The 23,040-nt window shown below is 53.9% G+C and carries 18 protein-coding genes; 7 read left to right on the plus strand and 11 right to left on the minus strand.

Annotated features, from left to right (window positions below):
- Positions 1–16: 16 nt before the first annotated feature.
- The 3 genes from OQ371_RS07740 to OQ371_RS07750 all read right to left on the minus strand — a co-directional run bounded on the left by OQ371_RS07740 (position 17) and on the right by OQ371_RS07750 (position 2,972).
- Positions 17–1,000 carry a polyprenyl synthetase family protein gene (locus OQ371_RS07740; RefSeq protein WP_265993215.1) on the minus strand — a complete coding sequence of 328 codons (984 nt, stop codon included), beginning with the start codon at positions 998–1,000 and terminating at the stop codon, positions 17–19.
- 70 nt (positions 1,001–1,070) lie between these two features.
- Positions 1,071–2,009, minus strand: a complete 939-nt coding sequence (miaA, locus tag OQ371_RS07745) for a tRNA (adenosine(37)-N6)-dimethylallyltransferase MiaA (protein ID WP_265993216.1) — start codon at positions 2,007–2,009, stop codon at positions 1,071–1,073.
- 24 nt (positions 2,010–2,033) lie between these two features.
- The gene (locus OQ371_RS07750) at positions 2,034–2,972 is read right to left on the minus strand and encodes a PDDEXK family nuclease (RefSeq protein ID WP_265993217.1); all 939 of its coding nucleotides are present in this window, start codon (positions 2,970–2,972) and stop codon (positions 2,034–2,036) included.
- Between the two features lie 133 nt (positions 2,973–3,105).
- On the opposite strand from OQ371_RS07750, the gene OQ371_RS07755 reads away from it, so the two are divergent.
- From OQ371_RS07755 to OQ371_RS07770, 4 genes are read left to right on the plus strand one after another with little or no spacing between them, the layout of a single operon-like run.
- A complete protein-coding gene (locus tag OQ371_RS07755) occupies positions 3,106–3,837 on the plus strand; it encodes a hypothetical protein (RefSeq protein WP_265993218.1) in 732 nt (243 codons plus the stop codon).
- Between the two features lie 2 nt (positions 3,838–3,839).
- Entirely contained in the window at positions 3,840–6,602 is a 2,763-nt protein-coding gene (locus OQ371_RS07760) for a TonB-dependent receptor (RefSeq protein WP_265993219.1), read from the plus strand.
- Between the two features lie 6 nt (positions 6,603–6,608).
- Entirely contained in the window at positions 6,609–7,745 is a 1,137-nt protein-coding gene (locus tag OQ371_RS07765; RefSeq protein WP_265993220.1) for a DUF4249 domain-containing protein, read from the plus strand.
- Between the two features lie 37 nt (positions 7,746–7,782).
- Positions 7,783–10,182, plus strand: coding sequence for a hypothetical protein (locus OQ371_RS07770; protein ID WP_265993221.1), 2,400 nt, complete (start codon positions 7,783–7,785; stop codon positions 10,180–10,182).
- 39 nt (positions 10,183–10,221) lie between these two features.
- Here OQ371_RS07770 and OQ371_RS07775 read toward each other — a convergent pair whose 3' ends face one another.
- Both OQ371_RS07775 and OQ371_RS07780 read right to left on the minus strand, forming a co-directional pair.
- Positions 10,222–11,409: a PepSY-associated TM helix domain-containing protein gene (locus OQ371_RS07775; RefSeq protein ID WP_265993222.1), complete on the minus strand. Its 1,188-nt coding sequence runs from the start codon at positions 11,407–11,409 to the stop codon at positions 10,222–10,224.
- 87 nt (positions 11,410–11,496) lie between these two features.
- Complete coding sequence (locus tag OQ371_RS07780) at positions 11,497–13,974, minus strand: TonB-dependent receptor (RefSeq protein ID WP_265993223.1); 2,478 nt, start codon at positions 13,972–13,974, stop codon at positions 11,497–11,499.
- A 343-nt stretch (positions 13,975–14,317) separates the two neighbouring features.
- Between OQ371_RS07780 and OQ371_RS07785 the strand changes: the two genes are divergently transcribed.
- Positions 14,318–14,905, plus strand: coding sequence for a hypothetical protein (locus OQ371_RS07785; protein ID WP_265993224.1), 588 nt, complete (start codon positions 14,318–14,320; stop codon positions 14,903–14,905).
- A 364-nt stretch (positions 14,906–15,269) separates the two neighbouring features.
- On the plus strand, positions 15,270–16,907 hold the full coding sequence (locus OQ371_RS07790; protein ID WP_265993225.1) for a CehA/McbA family metallohydrolase: 1,638 nt from the start codon (positions 15,270–15,272) through the stop codon (positions 16,905–16,907).
- A gap of 72 nt (positions 16,908–16,979) precedes the next feature.
- On the opposite strand, the gene OQ371_RS07795 is transcribed toward OQ371_RS07790, so the two are convergent.
- The 6 genes from OQ371_RS07795 to lipB all read right to left on the minus strand — a co-directional run bounded on the left by OQ371_RS07795 (position 16,980) and on the right by lipB (position 22,535).
- Complete coding sequence (locus tag OQ371_RS07795) at positions 16,980–17,549, minus strand: NADPH-dependent FMN reductase (protein WP_265993226.1); 570 nt, start codon at positions 17,547–17,549, stop codon at positions 16,980–16,982.
- 31 nt (positions 17,550–17,580) lie between these two features.
- Positions 17,581–18,018 (minus strand): nucleoside deaminase, encoded by a 438-nt coding sequence (locus OQ371_RS07800; protein WP_265993227.1) that lies wholly within the window; start codon positions 18,016–18,018, stop codon positions 17,581–17,583.
- Between the two features lie 61 nt (positions 18,019–18,079).
- Positions 18,080–20,440 (minus strand): ribonuclease R, encoded by a 2,361-nt coding sequence (rnr, locus tag OQ371_RS07805; RefSeq protein ID WP_265993228.1) that lies wholly within the window; start codon positions 20,438–20,440, stop codon positions 18,080–18,082.
- Between the two features lie 103 nt (positions 20,441–20,543).
- Positions 20,544–21,275: a ribonuclease H-like domain-containing protein gene (locus OQ371_RS07810; protein ID WP_265993229.1), complete on the minus strand. Its 732-nt coding sequence runs from the start codon at positions 21,273–21,275 to the stop codon at positions 20,544–20,546.
- Positions 21,276–21,291: 16 nt separating this feature from the next.
- Positions 21,292–21,705, minus strand: a complete 414-nt coding sequence (locus OQ371_RS07815) for a hypothetical protein (RefSeq protein ID WP_265993230.1) — start codon at positions 21,703–21,705, stop codon at positions 21,292–21,294.
- A gap of 68 nt (positions 21,706–21,773) precedes the next feature.
- The gene (gene lipB / locus OQ371_RS07820) at positions 21,774–22,535 is read right to left on the minus strand and encodes a lipoyl(octanoyl) transferase LipB (protein WP_265993231.1); all 762 of its coding nucleotides are present in this window, start codon (positions 22,533–22,535) and stop codon (positions 21,774–21,776) included.
- 92 nt (positions 22,536–22,627) lie between these two features.
- Between lipB and OQ371_RS07825 the strand changes: the two genes are divergently transcribed.
- Complete coding sequence (locus tag OQ371_RS07825; protein ID WP_265993232.1) at positions 22,628–22,981, plus strand: YraN family protein; 354 nt, start codon at positions 22,628–22,630, stop codon at positions 22,979–22,981.
- Positions 22,982–23,040 lie beyond the last annotated feature (59 nt).

Genomic DNA, 23,040 nt, shown 5'->3' on the forward strand with positions numbered 1-23,040 from the left:
TCTTTCGCCCAGAACGTCAGCTTTCCCGCCCAATAAGCTGTTCTGTAAAATCGATGAGCAGGGCCTTGCGGTCGGGTTCGGCCGACACCTGGCCGAAATTAGTGAATCCCTGCGTAAAGTAATTGTTAATTCGCTCTTCCGTCAGCTGGCGGATGCCTAGTTGGTCATAAATCGCCGTAACGGCCCGCACCTTCTCCTGTTTATCAAAGTCCGTTGCCCGCAGCCAGCCGGTCAGTTCAGTTTTCAGATCCCCCTCGGCTAGTTGCAGGGCCTTGATCAGCAGAAAGGTTTTTTTGTTGGCAATGATATCGCCCCCGACCTGTTTGCCGAATTTAACCGGATCGCCGTAAACATCCAGCAGGTCGTCTTTCAACTGGAACCCCAGACCGATGTTAATTCCGCCTTCACACAGCAGGGCGCTGGCTTCGTCGTCGGCCCCGGCAATGATTGCCCCCAGTTCGAGCGCAAAACCCAGCAGAACCGACGTTTTCAGCTTGATCATCTCAATGTACTCTTCTTCCGAAACGTCCCAGCGGGTCTCAAAATTCATATCGAGTTGCTGGCCTTCGCAGACCTCGGCGGCCGTCCGGTTGAAATGGCTCAGAACTTTTTTTAGATGCGGTATTTCAACATCCAGCAGCAGCTTGTAGGCATTCACCAGCATCACATCCCCGGACAGAATTGCAATGTTGTGGTTCCACTTTTCATGCACCGTCGGCTGGCCCCGGCGCAACGGCGCCTGATCCATGATATCGTCGTGCATCAGCGTGAAATTGTGGAAAACTTCAACGGCCACGGCGGGTTTGATCGCCTTTTTCCAATCGTCGCCAAACAGGTACGCGGCCATGAGCGTCAGCAGGGGCCGCATCCGCTTGCCGCCCAGATTCATGATGTAGCCAATCGGGTCGTATAGCTCGGCGGGCTGCTGACCGTACTCCGTTTGCTGAATTTCCTGATGAATTGCTTCTAAAAAAACAAGTGGGCTGGTTGTTGAGGTCATGGTTCAAAAATAAAGAAAACTGGTGGGATTAGGAGTTTTGAGTGAAGAGTTATGCGTCATGGGGTAAAATTTACGAGCGTAATTCGTTTAGGATAAGCTCAGTAAGAACCTCGGCGGGTTGCAGACCGTCGAGCCAGCGGATGGGAATACCGTCGCGCTCCATCTTGCGAAAAAAGGTCATCTGACGTTTGGCAAACTGGTGGATGGCCGTTTCCAGCCGGGTTACCATCGTGGGGTAATCGAGTTCCCGACGCAGGTATTGGGTCAGGAATTTATACTCTAAACCGTAAAAAATCAGCTTTTCGGCCGGAACACCGCGCTCCAGCAACCGCTCCACTTCCTCAATCATCCCGTTTTGCAGGCGCTCCCGCAAGCGATCCGAAATCCGTTGCCGACGGACTTCAACCGGCAAATCAAGGCCAAACACCGCAGCATCGGGCAGCGAACCTTTTCCCGAGAAGTCTGTAGTCGGATGGGCGCTCAGATACGTCGCAATTTCGATGGCCCGAATCCGGCGCTTGCGGGTGGACGAGTCGGCCCAGGCCGTGTACTCGGCGGGAAACTGCCGAAAGCGCTCGAGCAGTTGCTCATCGGTCTCGGTTTGCAACGCCCGGCGAAGTTCCTCATTCACCGGAATGGCGGTATACTGGTGGCCTTTCAGCACGGCTTCCAGATACAAACCGGTTCCTCCACAAAGCACCGGAATGCGTCCACGCTCCAGAATCGGAGAAAGTATCCGGTTGAAATCCTGCTGGTACTGATAGAGGAGGTAATCACTTCCGGCGTCAACGACGTTGATCAGGTGGTACGGTATGGTTTGATTGTCAATCGTGTACTCGTCCAGATCTTTGCCCGTACCAATGTCCATGTCGCGGTACACCTGCCGGGAATCCACGCTGATAACCTCCCCATTCAACCGCCGGGCAACCCGTACCGCCAACCGCGTTTTGCCGCTGGCCGTCGGGCCAAGGATGACAATCATTTTCTGCATAGTGAAGGATAGGAACATGAAGAGAACGGATTCAGGCAGCCTTTATTCTTGCCCATCCGGTGGATCTGTCCTGGCCGTGTCCCGGTAAATCTTCACAAACTTAAGGCTCCCGGCGTTATAAACCGGAATGTATTCCTCCGCTGCATTTTCGTTTTCCGTTACCCCACCGGGCAGCCGATTCGGATAATGGCGCACCCACTCGCCGGGATGAAGCCAAAACGCTTGCGGTTCGGTCTCTCCCAGACGCTGGAAACCCAGTTTTTCGTAGCTCCGCCCATCCGACCAGTCGCGGTCGGCGTAGGTCATGATGTCATCGGGCTGGAAATCGACTACGAACGCTTTCAACAGTTTGTCCAGCCCACCCACCACCGTACAGTCGCGCAGATTGGCAAACCGGACCAGTTCCACCGAGCGGTGCGGAATCCCGTCGCGGGTGATTTGCCGCGGGTGGCTAAAGGTAGCAACGGCCACCAGCAATTCGGCACAATCCGCCAGCTCCGCCCGAAAACCCGCCGACAGAACCCGGAAATACCGGGCGGGCAAAAACAACCCGTATTTGTATTTCACGTTGGTTAGTACCTGCAAATGATTATCCTCCAGAAACCGGTCGGTGGTTGGCCGGTCGATGCGCCGAACCTGCGTCAGTCGGGCCGGAATCCGTTCGGAGCGGCCCGCCAGCGCCCGGAGCCGGGACAAGACAACCGCCTTTTTCTGCCGCCAGACATCCTCCCAGAGATGAATCAGCCGCCAGCCGTCGGCGGAAAACTGTTCGGAAAGCTGCTGAAAAAAAAGCCGCGCATCCACCTGCTGATGCCAGTTAGCGTACGTCCGAAGATTAATGCAATGCAGAATAACGGACGTGTCGGCAACGCGAAAAAGCTCGAACGGCGTCTCTACGGTTTTAGCAAACGGCAGTAAAGCCAGCTGGGCGGAGATAAGTTTCTGAACCTCATGCGGAAATTTCGTGTGTTCGGCTTCCAACGGATTGGCGTGAAAAGTTGTCTATAAACCTGAAGCGGGCAGGAAATAAAGTAAAATTCAGAAAATACCCTATAATTGCCGGGCTTAGCCTTATATTACAAATACCTAAACTCCCAGACTGGTTCCCTTGCCGATGAAGTATGCTGTTCTACGGGTTATTCTGTTAGTCCTGTTGCCGGTCTGCGCCGTTTTCGGACAAAGTGCTTTACCGGATAGTTCGTTCCGGGACCAGGCCGTTCGCTACGCCCACAACCGGTACGTCGGTTCAACGCTGGATCAGGCCCGGATCTACAATGGTGCCGAATATGTGGGTCATTCACCGCGCATTAAAGGCCATCCTTACCTTGATTCGCTCTGGCAAGTCGGATCAATTACCTACGACGGAATCGTTTACGACAACATTCGCCTTCTCTACGATCTGGTGGATGATGTGGTGGTGGTGCCGCACCTCGACAGCGTCTACCGCGTTCGGTTGCAAAGCATTAAAGTCAGCCGCTTCTCCATTCCCAACCATACGGTCGTTCGGATGGTAAGCGATACAGCCGCGAAGAACGGACTCCGAACGGGTTTCTATGATCAACTTTACGACGGACGACTGAAAGTGCTGGCCAAACGGAATAAAACCATCCAGACCGAATTCGTTCAGAACACGGCGAAAGAAGAATACCTGATCCACAATAGCTATTACATCGGTAAAAACGGCGTTTATTATTCGGTCAAAAGCAAGCGCTCAGTTCTCAACCTAATGGCCGATCAGAAGAAAGCACTCCGAAGATACCTCCGCGAAAACCGCATCAAATTTTCGGAAAACCGCGAAATCGCCATCGTAAAACTAACGCAACAGTACGACGCATTCTCCCGCTAGTTATGACGAAACTCTACCGCACCATTTTTCTGCTAACCTGTTTTTTTCTTTCGTTGACGGCGGCCTCGGGGCAGCAACCCGGCGACAAACCCGTTCGCGGGCCGTTTTCGGGTTCGTTCGTCCAGTTTGTTCAGGGAGTTGAAAGTCAGAGTGATTACCAGTTTTTTTATGACCTGAAAAATGTTGACAGCGTACGGGTTGATTACCCGGACAACAGCGCCAAACCCCTGGAGACGGTCCTGAAACAGGTACTCGAAGGAACCAGCCTGTTTTACGCCATCGACGCCCAGAAACGAGTTTTCATTACCCCCGAACGCGCCATCCGAACGGAGCTGCCCATTGGCTTTTTCGAACGGGGAACGTCTGCCGAGGGCGATACCGGCGTGGTAGATTACCTGGCAGAAAAAGAAAAACGGCGGCTGACACTCGAAACCAGTTTGTTCAACATTGGCCGGCGCCCCCTCCGGCCCGGCAACGCCAACCTGGCGGGCCACATCCGAAATGCCGCTTCCGGCGAACCCGTGATTGGCGCAGCCGTTTACATCGACAAACCCCGCATTGGCGTCGTCACCGACCAGTTTGGCTATTATTCGATTACGCTGCCGCGCGGCCGGCACCAACTGCTGCTGCGTAGCATTGGCATGAAAGACACGAAGCGGCAGATCATGCTGTATTCCGACGGAAAGCTGGAGATCGAAATGGAGGACGACGTGATCGCGCTGAAAGAAGTGGTGATTGAAGCCGAAAAAGACGTGAACGTGTCGGGTTTGCAAATGGGTCTCGAACGACTGGACATCCGGACGCTCCGGCAGGTACCAACGGCGTTCGGCGAGGCCGATTTGCTGAAAGTGGTGCTGACCCTGCCCGGTGTCAAGTCCGTGGGCGAAAGCAACGTCGGCCTGAACGTACGGGGCGGTTCCACCGATCAGAACCTGATTCTGTACAACGACGCCACCATTTACAACCCCTCACACCTGTTCGGCTTTTTCTCGGCGTTCAACCCCGACATGATTAAAAGCGTGGAGCTGTACAAAAGCGGCATTCCGTCGCGGTACGGAGGGCGGCTGTCGTCGGTCCTGGAGGTCACCACGCGCGATGGCAACAAGAAAAAGCTGTCGGGGTCCGGCGGCATCGGCGTGCTGACCGGGCGTCTGACGCTGGAGGGACCGATTATCAAGGAAAAATCGTCGTTTCTGATCGGAGCCCGCTCGACGTACTCCGATTGGCTGCTCAACAGCCTGAAAAACCAGTCTTTCCGCAATAGCCGCGCGGCCTTCCACGACCTCAACGCCCACATTACCCACGAATTCAACGAAAAGAACACGCTTTACCTGACCGGCTACTACAGCCAGGATGAGTTCCGGCTCAACAGCGACACCCTGTACCGCTACAGAAACCAGAATGCGTCGGTGAAGTGGAAACACATTTTCAACACAAAACTCTACAGCGTTTTTACGGCCACCACGAGCCGCTACAAGTATTCCGTTGCCAGCGAGCAGAACCCGACCAACGCTTACCAACTGGGCTTTCAGGTTGACCAATCGACGTTTAAAACCGATTTCAATTACTACCCGACGACCAAGCACACGATGGATTTCGGCATCAGTACGAACTATTACAAACTTCGTCCGGGCAGTTTCCAGCCGCTGGGCGGGGAGTCGCTGGTACGGCCGGATGTAGTACCCACGGAGCAGGCGCTGGAAAGTGCGGTTTACGTCGGCGACCGGTTTGATCTATCGCCCCGCCTGTCGATTCACTTCGGGTTACGGTATTCGCTGTTCAATTACCTCGGCCCCAAAGACGTTTACGTTTACCCCAACGGTTCGCCCAAAACCGCCAGCAGCATCCAGGATACGCTTTCGTACGGTGCCGGAACAAACATCAAAACCTACCACGGCCCCGAATACCGGATTTCGGCACGGTATGCCTTCACGCCCGACGCATCGATCAAAGTCAGCTTCAACCGGATGCGGCAGTACCTGCACATGCTGTCGAACACCACGGCCATATCACCCACCGACATCTGGAAGCTGAGCGACCCGAATATTCTGCCGCAGGTGGGCGATCAGTTTTCGCTGGGCCTTTATAAGAATCTGAAAAACAATACGATTGAAACTTCGGTCGAGGGTTACTACAAAACGATGCAGAACGTGCTGGACTTCCGGAGCGGGGCCACCCTGCTCATGAATCACCACCCGGAAACGGAGGTCGTTCGGGCGGAAGGAATGGCCTACGGGGTTGAGTTTCTGATAAAAAAGCTCACCGGACGGTTTAACGGCTGGCTGAGTTATACGTACTCCCGCACGTTCCTGCGCGTCGATCAGAGCATTCCGCAGGAACGCATCAACAAAGGCGCGTATTACCCCAGCAACTTCGATAAGCCGCACGATGCAACCTGGGTGGGCAATTACCGCATCAACCGCCGGTTCAGCGTTTCGCTCAACTTCACCTACAGCACGGGCCGCCCCATCACGCTGCCGCTGGCGAAGTACGAGTTGGGCGGTTCGCAGCGGGTTTTCTATTCCGAACGAAACCAGTACCGGATTCCGGACTACTACCGCGCCGATCTGTCGCTCAACATCGAAGGCAACCACAAGGTCAAGAAGCTGGCCCACAGTTCCTGGACCGTCGCTGTGTACAACCTGACGGGCCGCCGAAACGCCTATTCGGTTTATTTTAACTCGTCGGGCGGGTTTGTCCGGGGTTACAAACTGTCCATTTTCGGGCAACCCATCCCGACCATCACGTACAACTTTAAGTTTTGAGTGAGCATGAGGAAATACTTATCCATCCTGGTTTCTTTGCTGATCGGAAGCTGCGTCGATCCCTACAATCCTCCAGAGGTTACAGCCCCCAACACGTTTCTGGTGGTCGACGGTTTTCTGAACGGAGCCGGTGCCAGCACGATCCGGTTGTCGCGCACGCAGAATTTAAAAGAAGGCGCCAAGCCACCGGCGGAGCTCAACGCAACCGTGCTGGTCGAAGGTGAAAACGGCAGCAGCCAGCCTTTTACCGAGCAGGGAAACGGAACGTATACCCTGACTGACGGCGGCCTGCAGTTCGGACAGAAATACCGCCTGCGCATCCGAACAGCCGCCGGTCGCGATTACGAATCGGATTACGTGACCATCAAGCAGACGCCCAAAATTGACAGCGTCACCTGGCAACCCCAGGCGGAGGGTCTCCAGTTTTACGTGACCACACACGACCCCAACAACCAAACCAAGTATTACCGGTGGGAATACGAAGAAACCTGGGAGTACTACTCCGCTTTTGTCTCCCGCGTAGAATACCTAAATAAAACCTTTGTTTACCGGAGCGAGAACGTAAATACTTGCTGGCGGTCGGATCAGTCAACCGGAATTTTTGTAGGCTCATCCACCCAGTTAACGCAGGATGTCATCAGTAATTTCCCGCTCGTCTTCATCTCCAATTCAACGTCGAACCGCCTGAAAGTTCGCTATAGTCTGCTGGTTAAGCAGTACGCGCTGACGGATGAAGCCTACGAATTTTGGCAGAACCTGAAGAAAAATACGGAGAGTCTGGGCTCCCTGTTCGATCCACAGCCGTTTCAGCCCCTCGGCAACATTCACGGCGTAACCGATCCAGGCGAAACGGTAGTCGGGTACGTAAGTGGCTACTCCGTAGAAGAAAAACGAGTTTTTGTTCAGGCCTACGAATTACCCAGCTGGCGCGTTCCTACGATGTATGAATCTTGTGTCGAAGATACCTTGCCGCTCCAACCAACGCGCGAAAAGTCATCGGCCTTTGAGATGGCCGAAGCCGGGTTTGTCCCGATTGATGAAGTTTTATCCATGTCGGGCCAAGTAATCGGTTACCGAATGAGTACAGCCTACTGTGTTGACTGCCGCACCGTGGGAACTAACGTTAAACCGAGTTTTTGGTAAGTAGAGCCCTTAGCCGATTCAACCCGCTATGAATCTGATGAAAAGACCGCTGCAGGCCATCGCCCCGTTTCTGCTGCTGACACTGGGTTTGACGATAACCGTATTGGCCCAAACCAATCCGCAGCAACCCGCCCGGCAACAACTCGAAGCCTACCGCAGCCGCATGTTGCAGGAAAAGCTGTTTATCCACACCGACCGGTCGTTCTACGTCGCCGGGGAGTTGATCTGGTTCAAGATCAATTACGTGGACGGCACCTTTCACCGACCGCTTTCGCTGAGCAAAGTGGCGTATCTGGAAGTGCTCGATAAAGACAATCGTCCGGTGCTGCAAACAAAAGTGGCGCTGGCCGAAGGCGCGGGCAACGGGTCGTTGTTTCTGCCCACTACGCTGACGTCGGGCCATTACCTGCTCCGCGGCTATACCAACTGGATGAAAAACGCCAGCCCGGACTACTTCTTCGAAAAATCGCTTACGATCGTCAATAGTTTCCGGAAGCTAGAGTTGCCCATCCTGAAAGATACACTGGCCTACGACGTTCAGTTCTTTCCGGAAGGCGGCAACCTGGTGCAAAACCTAAGCAGTACGGTGGCCTTCAAAGCCGTTGGCGGAGCTGGCAAAGGCGTTAATTTGCAGGGCATCCTCCTCGATCAGGCCAACGATACCGTCGCCCGCTTCAAGCCATTACGGTTTGGGATGGGCCGCTTTACCTTTACGCCAACGGAGGGCAAACAATACCGGGCGGTTTTGACCGACAGCCGGGGCCGCACGTTCACACGACCGTTGCCGGCCGTTCGGGCGCAGGGCTACACCATGCAGGTTGAAGAAATCGACACCGATCAGCTTCGCGTAACGGTCCGTTCAGCCGCGTCGGCGTCCTCGCCGGTTCTTCTGCTGGTTCATACGCGGCTGGCGGCTATTCAGGCCGACCAACAGACGCTGCGCGACAACGTGGCCTCGTTTACAATCAGCAAAAAATCATTGGGTGAGGGCATTTCGCACCTGACGGTATTCGACGCCAGCCGGAAGCCGGTTTGCGAACGGTTGTATTTCAAACGCCCGGAGCAGCGGCTGTCCCTTGACGCCAAAATCATGAGCGGGACCCTGTCGACCCGGGAAAAAGCCGTTGTTGAAATTACCACCCAGGACGAAGCCGGTAAACCCGCCCCAACCGACCTTTCCGTAGCGGTTTATCAGCTCGACTCCCTGTCTTCTACGGAACCGGGCAACATCCTGACGTACCTGCTTCTAACGTCCGACCTGCGGGGCGCCATCGAATCGCCGGATTATTATTTCACGGCCAGCGGCCCCGAGGTGTCCGAAGCGGCCGATAACCTGATGCTGACGCAGGGCTGGCGCCGGTTTCAGTGGGAAACCGTGCTGCAACCAGATCGCCAGCAGGAGGAATACGTGGCCGAAGCAAACGGTCATTTCATCCGCGGAAAAATAACGAACGGCACAACCGGTCGGCCGGTGCCGGGGATTAGCTCGTATCTTTCGGTGCCGGGCAAGCACATTCTTCTGTACGCTTCCCGCTCGGACGACAACGGACGGATTCAGTTTGAAATGAAGGAATTTTTCGGACCGAAAGACCTCGTAGCGCACCTGAATCCGCGCGACAGCCTGTTACGGCTTGAGTTGCAGAATCCGTTTCTGGAACGGTATTCCGCCACCCGATTGCCGGTTTTCGATTTTCCAACGACGCTGAAAGAGCCGCTGCTGGCCCGTAGCGTTCCGATGCAGGTTCAGAACGCGTATTACCGCGAAAACCTGGTTCGTTACCACTACCCGCGGGTGGACAGCATTCCTTTCTACGGAAACGCCGACGAAAAATACCGTCTCGACGACTATACCCGCTTCCCGGTAATGGAGGAGATTTTTCGCGAATACGTGCCGGGTGTCATGGCCCGCAAGCGCCGGAACGGCTACACGATCAGCGTGCTCGATGTGCCCCACAAAGATTTCATGAGCGGAGAACCGCTGGTTTTGCTGGACGGTGTGCCGGTTTTTGACATGGATAAGGTTATGGCCATCGATCCCCGGAAAGTACAGAAACTGGATGTCATGACCCGGCATTACATCGTCGGGCCGCTGGTTTTCGACGGTATTATCAGCTTTACAACCTACAAAGGCGATCTGGCGGGTTACCGACCCGATGCCAAAGCCCTGCTGGCCGATTACGAAGGCTTGCAGATTCCGCGGGATTTTTACGCGCCCCGCTACGACACGCCCCAGCAGTCGACCAGCCGCTTGCCGGATTTGCGGACGCTCCTGCACTGGACTCCCTCGCTGAAAACCAACGCCCAGGGCAAGGCGCAACTGACTTTTTACACCTCCGACCAGGCCGGAAGATTCCGGTTTGTCATCAACGGTATCTCCGCCGATGGGCGGGCCGGAAGCCAGCAGGGCACGTTTGACGTATCGAGCGTTATCAAATGATTCGGCCTCTGACCGTTCCAGGCTTTTTGGGATGCAACTTTAGAGATTCTGGATTCCTAGCTGCGGATTGGGAATTTTCCGGGCCGTAGGCTTTTTGGCGGTAGCGCTAGAGGCTTTCTTCCCTTTTCGACGACGGCCCCACCAGATGCAAAAGCCGGTAACGGGCAGACTGGCCGCGCTGAGGGCAACAACCAGCGCGATAAGTTTGGTGGGCCAACCCAGGATGCTGCCCGTATGAATCGGAAAAACCACCCGACGCGCTTTGAAGCCCATCGTTTCGTCGTCGTACAGGCGCTTTTTGACCAGATCACCTGTTTTGTTGTCAAAATAGAGAAAATCGACGATGTTGCTGATGGCGGCTTCGTGGTTCTTCTTTGATGCGGTAATCGACAGACTATCCGTTTCCGGGAAGGTAAACGTAACCACGCCCGTGTACGGTAAGAGCCGGCTCGTTTCGGCATATATTTTTTCGTACAGCTGCGTACTCTTCGGCGTACCGGCCGAAGGGTTGGCCGGGGCTTCCCGCTTGGTTTGCGGCTTGCCGTCAAACGCGTAGAAAAGCAGGTTGTTTACCCACTTATAACTCCAGACCAGGCCCGTTAAAGCAATCAGAAACACGAACGGCAGCACGTAGAAGCCTAAAATGGCGTGCAGGTCCCAGTTGAGCCGTTTGAAGGAAGCATTCCATTTTACCGTGAACCGTTGTTTGCGGTTTTTTCGATTGGGCCACCACAACACCAGGCCCGTAACCATGATAAACAGAAACATACTGCATGAAATCCCGGTGATGACCTTTCCGGTGTCGCCCATGCACAGGTACCGGTGTAGCCGCAGCACGACCGCAAAGAACGCGGCCTCCTCCTGACGGGAATCCACCACCTGACCCGTGTACGGATTGACGGCAACCGAAAGCAGATCCTTGGCCTTTTTGCTTTGCTGCAACCCGATGATGACCGTGCGGTCGGGATGGGGCTCGAGTTCAATCCGGCCTACTTTTTTACCCGGAAACTGCGCCCGGGCCGCGGCTACCAACTGGTCGAGGGGCAACCGCCGGGCGTGGGCGGGTGGCGTTACAACGTGGAAACGGGCGTAAAGGATGGGTTCCAGCTCTTCTTCAAAAACGAGCAGAGACCCCGTCAGGGCGACGATAAAAACCACAAGGCCGGAGCCAAGCCCCAGCCATAAGTGAATTTTTGCAGCTATGTTTTTTCCGATGGATGCCACCATGCAGATGTAAGTTAAAGGGTTTACTTGCCTTTTTGCTACGGGTCTCAGCGGCCGTTGCGGACATCGGCCGCTGAGAATATGTATGCTTTAGAACGTGTAGGAAACCGTCGCCATAAAGTTGCGGGGAGGACCGGGGAACAACCGTAAATAGTCGTACCCGCCCACCCAGTAGGTTTTGTTGGCCAGGTTGTTGAGGTTGACCTGAAACTGAAACTTATCGATCTTGTAATACAGGGCGGCATTGAGCAGCGCATACGCCGGAATGGTCTGCACATTATTGAGCGACAGGTTACGTTCTGTGACGAAGTTGGTACCGAAGCCCAGCCCGAGTCCGTTGAGGGCCTGCGTCACAAACGTGTATTTGGTCCAGAGGCTGCCCTGGTGTTTGGGTGCGTTGGGCTTCTGCATGTTGACCAGCACCTGATCGGCCGCCCGCGAACCCGCGTCGGTAATTTTGGCGTCGTTGTAGCTGTACGTAACAATCATGTTCCAGTGGGGAAGAATATTGCCCGTGACATCAAACTCCACTCCTTTGGCCCGCTCCTGGCCGATCTGCATCATCAGGTTGGGTTGGTCGGGGGCGTTGGCCGAGTACAGGGTGTTGCTCTGCGTGATGTCATAAACCGACGCGTTGGCCGTCAAACGACCATTGAGCCACTCGGTTTTCAGACCAAACTCGGTCAACGAACTTTTGATGGGATCAAACGGCCCGCCCGACGTAGGATCGCTCTGTACAGTGGCATCCTGCGGGTTATAACCCTTGGTATACGTACCGTACAGGTTAACGTTTTTCGTCAGGCTGTACACGGCACCGATCCGGGGCAGCAACGCGTGCTGTGTCACGTTGCTTTCGGTGGCGGTTGTGTATCCTTTCTTATCGATGTACGTGTCGTAACGGAGCGCGAGCAGAATCTGGAGCCGGTCGAGTTTGATCTGCTCCTGCGCATAAATACCGTGCAGGGAGTAAAAAATGGGCGTTGTTGATGCGTTGGTGGTTACGTTGTAGACGTACTTGGAGGGGTCTTCCAACTGGTTATTTTGGCGCGTCAGGTCGTAAGAAGGAACATTCGGTCTGGGAATGTTGCGGGTAATCCCGTTTTCGGTGTACGCATAAAACTGGTATAAGTCCGGGCGTTTGGCGTTGTAACTGGTCGTAACTCCCCCCGTCTTCAGCAGGTAGCCATTGGCAGTCTGTTGGCCGGAACCTTTGGGCGTGGTGGACTGAATGTAATCGTACCCCACCACCAGCTTATGTTCCGCCCGGCCCGTTCTGAAATTGTTGTTCAGGAACAGGGAAACATTGTCCATGAAGGATTTGGTTTTCCGGATAAAAACCTGCCGGGCCACCAGGTTGTCAATGGCCTTGCCCAGCGAGTCGACGGCATTGGTGTTACTGCTCCGGTGTTCGAGCAGGTCTTCCGTGTAGCCCGTTCGCAGGTACGCCAGGTTGAATGACGTGTTTTGCGTAAACTGGTGGTTCAACGAGGTCGTAATCAGGTAGGTTTCTTCCTTCAGGTAGTCGTTTACCGCGTTCAGAGACGTAGCCGTCGAGCTGGAGTACAGATCGTTGCCTTTTACCGACTGCCCCCGGTCGAGCCGGCTGTTCGAGTTGTTATAAACAAGGTCAAAGTTGATGCGCGTTTTGCTGGTGGGTAAAAACGAGACCGACGGCGCGACGATGATGTTTTTATCAAACTGCAAGTTCCGGAACGATTGGGCGTTGACGTAACCCAGATTCAGCCGGTACAGCAGCGTTTTGCTTTCGTTCATGGGTCCGGTAAAATCGGCCAGCACCCGCATGGTGTTGAAGCTTCCCGTGGTGAACAGCAGCGATTTCTGCGGGGTAGTCAACGGTTTTTTCGTGACGCGGTTGATGGTTCCGCCCGGCGACGTATTGCCGTACAGCGCCGACGCGGCACCTTTGATCACTTCTACCCGTTCCAGGTAATTAACCGGCGGTTGTTTCCAGAAACCCGAGAAGGTGCGTAAGCCGTTGAACAACTGCGTAGTGCTCCCGCCGTTCATGCGAAAACCCCGGATAGTCAGGTCGTCGTAAAACGTAAACTGATTCACCCCGCTCATGTTCTTGACGGCATCGCCCATCGTAAAAGCTCCCTGATCGCGGAGAACCTCCTTGGTTACGTAGCTGACGGCCTGCGGCACCTCTCGCAATACCGTAGCGGTTTTGCTGCCGATGAACGAAACGTCGTTGGTGTAGGTCGTTTCCCGGCGGCCGGTAATTTCCACCGTTTGCAGCTCCTGGGCGTTTTCCTGCGCAACCAGACTTAAGGTTGCGGTTTCATCAGCCGACAGCGCTACTTTCTGCTCAATGGTTTTGTAGCCAATGCCCGTAGCGATCAGTAGATAGTTACCGGCCGACAGCCCCGGTAGTGCAAACTCGCCCGTCGCGGATGTGGTGGTTCCCTTGCCGGTGCCTTTCAGAATGACGTGCATCAATTCGGCAGGGGCGCCGGACTCGGTGGTTATCCGGCCTTTGATGGTACCCGACTGGGCAAATACAGAGTAACTAAATAAGGCAAGTAGTAACGTACAAGTTAGTTTCATTTATGCTCAACAGATTGTATTCTGCCGCAAAACTAACCTTATTTGGATCAATTACAAATAAGGAAATTTTGATATGAAGTCCATTTTAATAAAATACTCATTTTTACGGCCAACAACAGTCTGCACCAGTGATCTGGAGAGCGGCATCGGCGGGACCGTTTTAACCGGATCAAACCCGCTAGTAGGTTTGAAAAAGAACTGGGGGTGTTTAACGCATCGGGCGGGTTAGGCGCGCCCAAACTCCAACTACTAACTTTTCATATGTCACCGGTTCTACGTACGAAAAGAGATGCAACGGAATTCGTAACATTGTGGAGTCTTAAAAAGTACCTGCCGAAAATTCATGAAGCTTTTTACTTTACCGGATTGTTTCACGCTCCGCTTTTTCAAATCTCTTCTAACCAGTCTGCCCCTGCTTCTCTTTCTGATTTCCTGTTCGAAGGACAATGGAGCGCCAGGCGATGACGATTTGAAACCAATCATCGATGTTACCACAATTTGGGCAACCAGTCCATTTGGAGTTCCTATGAACGATTATGTCGGCAAGCAGTGGGAAAGCAAACCATTTTCTATTGAAGAAATGCAGCTATTTGCCAGTTTGGATACGACCAATCTTTCTGGTACAATCAAACCTACCGAGGTGACAAAGCCCCGTGTTGTTTACCCAAATCCGTTTAGCAACACCTTTTCTTTTCCGTTTTCCTTCAATAAGGATTTTTCGGGTAATGTTATCCTCAGGCTGGTTATCGTCGATCAATCATTAAAGCCTGTTCTCAAAAATGCAGTCCGCTTGTCCGTCGACTCCGGTTACGCAGCGATTGCTTTACGGCCTGACCTTGCGCCCGGGAACTACCGGCTGTATTACACCTTGAGCGCTCAGTCAAGCCCGCATTTTTTTAAGAGCTGGGGAAATATTCAGTATACACCGTAGTCCACAATTATCTGAAGAAGTCAGGCGAATTCGCTGATGTTCTTCCGCTCCGACCAGTCGATTTTTTCGGAACCGGTATTTTCCAGCAGGTGGTTGATGAAAGTGGTAATCCGGTTGGGAGCCTAACCAGTCGCCGTGTTGGCGATGAGCGAACTTTTTCGCTTCCAAACCGTCCAACGGGGGATTTTCCAGCCCGTTTAAACAGGAAGTTGGTTTTGGTGATGCTGTTGTTGAAGAAATACGGTTGTTGCCGGTGATGCACTTGATCAGGTACTTGCGCAAAAGAAATCGGGAATGAAGCGTATTATCAAAAAATTAATGAGCTTTAAGTCCTAAAGAATTTTCAGATCACCGCAGTTACAAAATGGGCATCTTACCGGTACTGAACCGAAACCGTGGGCGCTGGCGACTTTTCCTGACGGTTTGGGCCGTTTTGTCCGGCTACGGGCTGACGCTGGCCCAGAGCCGTTTGAACGGCCACCTGGAGGTGGAAGTAACAACCGCGGGTTCCTCCCGGCCGACGCCCGTGCGGGTGCGGCTGACGCGGGCGGGCCAGACGGTGAAGCAACTGCCGCAACAGGCCATCGGCGTCATGTACGGGTTGTGGGACCATGCCGACGGGTTTGGCTTTCAGCCAGACAGTTCTTTTTACATCAACGGTCGGTTTCGGATCGCTCTACCGCCCGGTACCTATCAGCTTTCCCTTTCCAAAGGCCCGGAATTTCTCGATCAGCAGCATGCAATCGTGGTGCAGGCCGGAAAAACACAGAAAAAAACGTACCGCCTGACGCGCTGGATCGACATGGCGGCCCGGGGCTGGTACTCGACCGACGGCCATATTCACATTCGGCGCTCCCCGCGCGAAGACCCGCTGTTGATGAGCTGGTTGCAGGCCGAGGACGTTCGGGTCGGCGTGCTGCTGCGTATGGGCGATTTCTGGGAAACGTATTATCAGCAATATGCTTTCGGTGAACAGGGCGTTTACCGCCGGGATAATTACCTGCTCGTTTCGGGCCAGGAAGACCCCCGAACGCCCGAACTCGGCCACGCCCTGGGCTACGGAGCCGCCGACAAGGTGCGGTATTCAAACGAATACTACCACTACGACAAAGTTTTCGACAAGCTCCACGAACTGGGCGGTATGACGGGGTACGCTCACCACGCCGAGACGTTCCACGGCTACCGGGGCCTGACGCTCGACGGGTTACGCGGGAAAGTGGACGTATTGGAAATTTTGCAGTATTGCGTGGATGAGACGCCCCTGCGCACCGACCATTATTACCATCTGCTGGATCTGGGCTTTCCGGTGACGGCCACGGCGGGGTCCGATTTTCCGTGGTGCGGACAGGATCACGGCCACGGTCCGCCGGAACGGTCGGCCCGGATTGGCAACGCCCGGTTTTACGTTTACACCGATGGCCCGCTGACCAATCAATCGTGGAAAGCTGGACTCAAAGCCGGGCATACCGTTGCCACCAGCGGCCCCATGCTGGATTTTCGCGTGAACAACGCCCGGCCCGGTGATCGGCTAGACCTGAAAAAAGGCGACCAACTAACGGTTTCCGTTCAGGCTTTCGGCCACGCCAGTCAGGTGCCGCTGGATAAGGTTGAACTCATCGGCCACGGGAAAGTGCTCGCCAGTGTTTCGAAAACCGATGCGGGGCAATCGGCCCGCCAACTGACCCTGAAGCTGGAGCTGGATACGCTGACGCGGGGTATCTGGCTGGCGGCCCGGTGTTTCGCCGGTCCTAAACAAGTGGCTCATACCACGCCCATTTACGTGACCGTCGATGGGGGCGGTTTTCACAACCCCGAAACTGCCGAACAATACCTGCAACGGAGCGAAAGTTACCTGCGGGAAATTGAGCAGGAACTGGAAAAAGAAAGACACAACCCCGAATTGCGGCTGTGGCATTACAAAAAAGGCTTGAAAACCCGCATCGCCGAAACGCGGGAGGTGATAGCAGGATTACGGCAAAAGTGGAAGATAGCCAAGAGGTGATACACAGAAGAATAAAGATCAACTAGGTGGTGGTCAACCCTTTGTCCTCCTGCCTAACCTCTTGTTTCTTCCTTATTTATTTTCCCGAATTACCACCATTCCCCTGGTCCAGCGCACCAGTTCGTTCAGCATGAGCTGGGCGGCCCGCTGGCTCGATTCGTTGGGCACAAACTCAGCTTCCTCGTTGATAAACTGATCGAAGAACGGAATATTGACGGCTTCGAATAATGGGACGATTTTCAGGGCAATCAGGTCGGCTTTCAGGCTGCTGGTGGCCCGGGTTCCGGCCGAAATACCGCCGTAACTGACAATACCGGCGGCTTTGTAGCCCCACTCCTGCACCAGGTATTCCAGCGCGTTCTTCAGCGGGGCCGGGTAACTATGGTCGTATTCAGCCGTAACAAAAATAAACGCATCGGCTTCGTCAATTTTGGCGCTCCACTGTTTGGTGTGCTCGTGTTCGTACTGCTTCAGGCGCGGGTGGGCGGGTTCGTTCATCAGCGGCAGGTTGATTTCCGCCAAATCCAGCACTTCTACGTTGAATTCACCGTGCTGGTGGGCCACTTCTGCAATCCACTCGGTAATGATTGGTCCTTTCCGGCTGGGCCGTACTGTCGAATTGATAATTTTCAGGTTGTACATTATTCGTTCAATTGATTAACTCGCTGGAGGACTACAGCTCTCCAATATCTTCATTCCAGACCTCTGGTTTCTGCGCGATAAACTGGTTCATCATATCAACGCATTCGGGCAGGTCCAGATCGATCACTTCCACCCCGTGTTGTTCCATGAACTCCCGTGCCCCGGCAAACGTTCGCGACTCACCGACGATCACTTTCGGAATTTTGAACTGCACGATAGTTCCGGCGCACATGTAACACGGCATGAGCGTGGAGTAAATGACGGTATTGCGGAAAGAACCCACCCGGCCGGCGTTGTTGAGGCAATCCATTTCGCCGTGCAGAATCGGGTTGTCTTCCTGCACCCGCTTGTTATGCCCCGACGCCACCAGCTGGCCGTCTTTTACCAGCGCCGAGCCAATGGGAATGCCGCCTTCCGATAAGCTCTTGCGAGCTTGCCGAATGGCTTCCTGCATGAATTCATCGTTCATAGAAGAAACTGAATCTTAGATTGGGTGGCCCACGGCGGTAACCGCGGGCCAGTAAGTTACATCAACGCCGTTTCCGATCACTCTTGGCTTTTACGGGTTTTTCCCGTTTACTGCCTCCTGTTCCACCGGAACGGCTTTTCGAGCGGCCTTCACCGGCTTTGCTCTCCCGGCGGGTCAGACGGCTTTTGAGCGAACCGCTGGGGGTGCTTTTGCCATCCACCAGCCACAAATCCAGGCTTCGACGGGCCAGGTTGGCTTCTTTTACGCGTACCTTCACCGTATCGCCAAACGCAAAAATCCGCTTGGTCCGCTTGCCGATCAGCCGGTAATTATCCTTGTCAAATTCGTAGAAATCATCTTCCAGATCCGTCATCCGGACCAGTCCTTCGGCGCTGGTTTCGGTAATTTCGACAAACATCCCGAAATCCGTTACGCCCGTAATCACGCCCGCAAACTCCTGGTCGCGGTCCATCCGGCTCATAAATTCCACCTGCTTGTACTTGATGGATGCTCGTTCGGCATCGACGGCCACGCGCTCACGGTCGGACGATTGTTTACAACGGGCTTCGTACTCTTCCCGATCCACCGATTTGCCGCCGTCCAGGTAATGCTGCAACAGCCGGTGCGCCATCATATCCGGGTAGCGACGAATGGGCGAGGTGAAGTGCGAATACCGCCGGAAAGCCAGCCCGAAGTGCCCGATGTCCTCGGTGCTGTAGCGAGCCTTGGCCATCGTCCGGATGGCGAGTTGTTGCAGTGCGTTCTGCTCCGGCTGGCCTTCCAGATCATCCATCATCGTGTTGAACGATTTGGACAGTTCTTTTTCGTTATCAACTTTAAGCTTGTAGCCAAACCGTCCGGCGAAGGTGGCAAACGTCCGCAGTTTCTCGAAATCCGGCGAATCGTGCACCCGGTACACCATCACGTTCGGGTGTTCTCCGCGCGACAGGTTGTGCACAAACTCGGCCACCCGCTTGTTGGCGAGCAGCATAAATTCCTCGATCAGCTTGTGCGCGTCTTTCCGGACTTTCGGGTAGACCGACAGCGGCACCCCGTTCTCATCGAGTTTGAACCGAACTTCAACCGTTTCAAAATTGATGGCACCGTGACGAAACCGTTCGTCACGTAGTTTAAACGCTATCTCATTCAGCAGCCGCAGCTCTTCCAGGTAATCACCCTGCCCCGTGTCCACCACGTTCTGGGCTTCTTCGTAGGCAAACCGGCGGTCGGAATGAATCACCGTGCGGCCAAACCATTCTTTCTTGACTTTGGCATCGGGTGTCATTTCAAAAACCGCCGAGAAGGTCAGTTTATCCTCGTTCGGTCGCAGCGAACACAGGTTGTTCGACAGTTTTTCGGGCAGCATCGGCACCACACGGTCCACCAGGTAAACGGACGTTCCGCGTTTAAAGGCTTCATCTTCCAGCGCCGTTCCCATCCGGATGTAGTGCGTCACATCGGCGATGTGCACGCCGATCTCGTAGTTACCGTTTTCCAGCATCAGAACCGACAGCGCATCGTCAAAGTCTTTGGCGTCTTCGGGGTCAATGGTAAACGTGGTTACCCCGCGCATATCCCGCCGTTTGGCAATTTCCTCTTCCGGAATTTGCTCCGAGATTCGTTCCGATTCCTGTTCGACGGCATCCGGAAAATGAACCGGCAACCCGAATTCGGCCAGGATGGCGTGCATTTCGGTGTTGTGCTCACCCGCTTGCCCCAGGACAGAAATGACCTCTCCCTCGGGCCGGTGCCGACCGTCGGGAAAGCGCGTCATCCGGATAATGACCTTATCGCCGTCTTTGGCTTCGCCCAGCTTGTCTTTCGGAATGTAGATTTCCTCGTAAATCTTCTTGCTGTCGGGGATCACCTGCCCGTAGTTGGGCCAGGTTTCAATCCGACCGACCAGCTCCGAGCGTCCGCGTTCTACAACCTCTGTCACCCGGCCTTCAACCCGGCGGCTCCGGCCCTGCGAACGGCTTCCGTACGAGGAACCACTCAATCGCTTCACTTTTACGGTATCACCGTCAATGGCGCCGTTCAGGTCTTCGGTACTGACGTAAATGTCGTCGTCGCGGTCGCCCGAACCGGTACCAACGAAGGCAAACCGGGGGTTGACGTGATCGACAACGCCCTCAACGGTCTGGTCGCTTTCGTTGAACTGGTAGGTTCCGTCGGGGTGGCGGGTCAATAGCCCCTCGTCGGTCAACTCGCCAATCAGACCATTGGTCAGGAGCTTCATTTTCCGTTCGTTGACATCGAAGTTTTCGAGCACAGCGGCCTGCGAAAACGATTCTCCACTATTTATTTCAAAAAAAGCCGCAATGTCGTTTTTCATTTCATCAAGAAATGAATTAGCCGACGGAACCGGTCGGTTCTGCGCGCTTCGGCGGTTTTCTCTTGGTTTATTTCTATTATTTCTCATGGTTTTTGGAAAAGGGCTGTTACCCAAGCTCATCAGAGGATTTTCGAGTGATTCTCTGATTAACTCTAATTTTCTCTGATTAGCTTATTGTAACAACAAAAAATTACTCCAGGCGCGTAATGCGCTGTTCTTCCACCAGTGGCGCTCCCAGCAAGCGGAGATACACCTGCACCAGCGTCACGATGGACGCCCGGGCGTATTCCCGCACTTTACTCAGGCCCATTTTCTGATAATACACCAGACTGGTTTGGTCGCCGGTCAGTTCGAGCGGTTGGGTGGGCAGGTTCAGAACGGCCGCCAGCAGGTCGAGCGGCACAAAGTGGCGACTGTCTCCGAAACGCCACATTTCCAGTACATCCTGATGGGGAATATCCCAGGGCTTACGACCCGACAGGCGCAGAGCCGCTGGCAGCTGGTGGCCGTGAACCAGCATCCGGCGACACAAATACGGGTAGTCAAATTCCTTCCCGTTGTGCGCGCAGAGGATCAGTTCGTTAGAGGGGTATTTTTCAATGATGTTAATAAATTCGCCCAGCAACGCTTCTTCGTCGTCGTTGGCGAGCGTTTTCACTTTCAGGAACACATTGTTGTCATCGTCCCAGTACAACCCACCGATTCCGATACAGACAATTTTACCGTATTCGGCGTAATAGGAAGCCCGGGTATCGTACCATTTGGCCGCCGACCAGTTCTCGTCGTTTTGGAAGTAACTGGTTTTCTGCCCCCACTGCTGCTGTATTCGCTCATCCAGGTCGTTGTACGATGGCGCTCCGGCAACGGTTTTAATATCAATGAATAAAAGGTTTTTGAGTCGTTTTTTCCAAGATACGGGCATAAGCGTGACAAAAAGATCAGGCGTGTAGGATTCCTTCCAGCCCCAACTCCTGAATTGGAATCAGGTTCTGTTCGGTAATGCTGTCAGGCACGAAGATAAACTTTTTGTCAAAAATCTGGTCGCCGATGTAATAGCTAACCCAATATTGATTATTCAAATGAAAAACATCGGGCATAATGGTTTCTACCACAACGTGTTCGCCGGGTTGCAATCCCTCAAAATAATGCCGCAGCGTGGACGTCGTCTGTGATTGCTGCTGCGTCTCATCGGCAAAGCCGTAGCCCTTCGAAGTCACAAAGACGTTTCGGATGGCAACGTCATTTTGATTGATTAAGTACACCTGCCAATCATACTCATTAAGCTCCGTCAGTTTTCGCGCAATCACGACCTGAACTCCTTCTACCGGCAAAAACGAAATATCTCTCTTCATCTAATCTATCGTCACAGACCTGGCCACGCAGGCTTTCGTCCGTGCTTTCATTCTTTTTTATTGGTTCATCATACTTCCAACGGGCGAAAGCCCGACGGTTCATGCATCAACTCCATTCCGAACAAATCGGCCAGGTGGTGCGTCACACGTTCGGCCACTTCTGCAACCGGAACTTCCCGCCCCAACTCGGCCTGCATCGACGTAACGGCTTTGTCGGAAATGCCGCACGGCACGATGTGATTAAAGTACCCCAAATCCGTGTTCACGTTCAGCGCAAAGCCGTGCATCGTTACCCAACGGCTCGCTTTAACGCCCATTGCGCAGATTTTTCGCGGACCGTTGGATTGTTTTTCTTCCGTTTCGTAATCCAGCCAGACGCCCGTCAACCCATCAATCCGCCCTGCATCCAGACCGTAATCCGCCAGCGTCCGGATGATGGCTTCTTCCAGTAAACGCATGTACCGGTGGATATCGGTAAAAAAGTTATCCAGATCCAGAATCGGGTACCCCACCAACTGCCCCGGACCATGATAGGTTATGTCACCACCGCGGTTGATTTTGTAATACGTCGCCCCAATCTTCTGCAAAAACGCATCGTTCGCCAGCAAATGGTCCTGCTTTCCGCTTTTCCCGAGCGTGTAAACATGCGGGTGCTGACAGAATAAAAGGTAATTGGGCGTCAGCGTATGTCCGTCGGCAGGCCGATTCCGATTATCGATTTTAGCCGCAACGATGTCCGCCAGCAACCGTTCCTGATAGTCCCAACCCGACTGATAATCAATAAGTCCCAGATCTTGAACCTGGACTCGTTTGTTACAAATGGTGTTCATGACAGTCTTGTCCTTAGAGAAAAAACACCAAAACCGGGCCTTTTCGTTCGTATCCGTTCCGATCGTTTTACGTCTAAACCGAAAACCGTTTTATGGCGCAGCACAATGACACCGGCAAACAGGGGGAAGACGAGGCCGTCCGTTACCTCGAACAGAAAGGTTACCACGTTCTGGAACGCAACTACCGCCACCAGCACGCGGAAATTGATTTAGTGGCCCGCAAAGGCAGGCTACTTATTTTTGTTGAGGTCAAAACCCGCAGCAACACCCGCTTCGGTCACCCGGAAGAGTTTGTTACCTACACCAAAGCCCGGCTGGTTATGAAAGCCGCTGAACACTACATCTTCACGAAAGACTGGCAACACGATGTACGTTTTGACGTTGTTGCGGTAACGGTGTTCCCGGAAGAAGTGACCATCAGGCATTTAGAGGATGCTTTTCACTGATTTTGTTTCCCGTAAAAAAAACGGTAGATTCGGCAACAGAAACGGATCGATTCATTTAG

The organism is Larkinella insperata (genome assembly GCF_026248825.1).
In the GTDB taxonomy this organism is placed as follows: Bacteria; Bacteroidota; Bacteroidia; order Cytophagales; family Spirosomataceae; genus Larkinella; species Larkinella insperata.

Bases quoted from the DNA above. Each gene is read 5' to 3' on its own strand.
- OQ371_RS07770 (WP_265993221.1), top strand. From the start codon at position 7,783: ATGAAAAGACCGCTGCAGGCCATCGCCCCGTTTCTGCTGCTGACACTG.
- OQ371_RS07785 (WP_265993224.1), top strand. From the start codon at position 14,318: ATGAAGCTTTTTACTTTACCGGATTGTTTCACGCTCCGCTTTTTCAAA.
- OQ371_RS07800 (WP_265993227.1), bottom strand. From the start codon at position 18,018: ATGAACGATGAATTCATGCAGGAAGCCATTCGGCAAGCTCGCAAGAGC.
- OQ371_RS07765 (WP_265993220.1), top strand. From the start codon at position 6,609: ATGAGGAAATACTTATCCATCCTGGTTTCTTTGCTGATCGGAAGCTGC.
- miaA (WP_265993216.1), bottom strand. From the start codon at position 2,009: ATGTTCCTATCCTTCACTATGCAGAAAATGATTGTCATCCTTGGCCCG.
- OQ371_RS07775 (WP_265993222.1), bottom strand. From the start codon at position 11,409: ATGGTGGCATCCATCGGAAAAAACATAGCTGCAAAAATTCACTTATGG.
- lipB (WP_265993231.1), bottom strand. From the start codon at position 22,535: ATGAACACCATTTGTAACAAACGAGTCCAGGTTCAAGATCTGGGACTT.
- OQ371_RS07825 (WP_265993232.1), top strand. From the start codon at position 22,628: ATGGCGCAGCACAATGACACCGGCAAACAGGGGGAAGACGAGGCCGTC.
- OQ371_RS07810 (WP_265993229.1), bottom strand. From the start codon at position 21,275: ATGCCCGTATCTTGGAAAAAACGACTCAAAAACCTTTTATTCATTGAT.
- OQ371_RS07780 (WP_265993223.1), bottom strand. From the start codon at position 13,974: ATGAAACTAACTTGTACGTTACTACTTGCCTTATTTAGTTACTCTGTA.
- OQ371_RS07760 (WP_265993219.1), top strand. From the start codon at position 3,840: ATGACGAAACTCTACCGCACCATTTTTCTGCTAACCTGTTTTTTTCTT.
- rnr (WP_265993228.1), bottom strand. From the start codon at position 20,440: ATGAGAAATAATAGAAATAAACCAAGAGAAAACCGCCGAAGCGCGCAG.
- OQ371_RS07795 (WP_265993226.1), bottom strand. From the start codon at position 17,549: ATGTACAACCTGAAAATTATCAATTCGACAGTACGGCCCAGCCGGAAA.
- OQ371_RS07740 (WP_265993215.1), bottom strand. From the start codon at position 1,000: ATGACCTCAACAACCAGCCCACTTGTTTTTTTAGAAGCAATTCATCAG.
- OQ371_RS07815 (WP_265993230.1), bottom strand. From the start codon at position 21,705: ATGAAGAGAGATATTTCGTTTTTGCCGGTAGAAGGAGTTCAGGTCGTG.
- OQ371_RS07790 (WP_265993225.1), top strand. From the start codon at position 15,270: ATGGGCATCTTACCGGTACTGAACCGAAACCGTGGGCGCTGGCGACTT.
- OQ371_RS07755 (WP_265993218.1), top strand. From the start codon at position 3,106: ATGAAGTATGCTGTTCTACGGGTTATTCTGTTAGTCCTGTTGCCGGTC.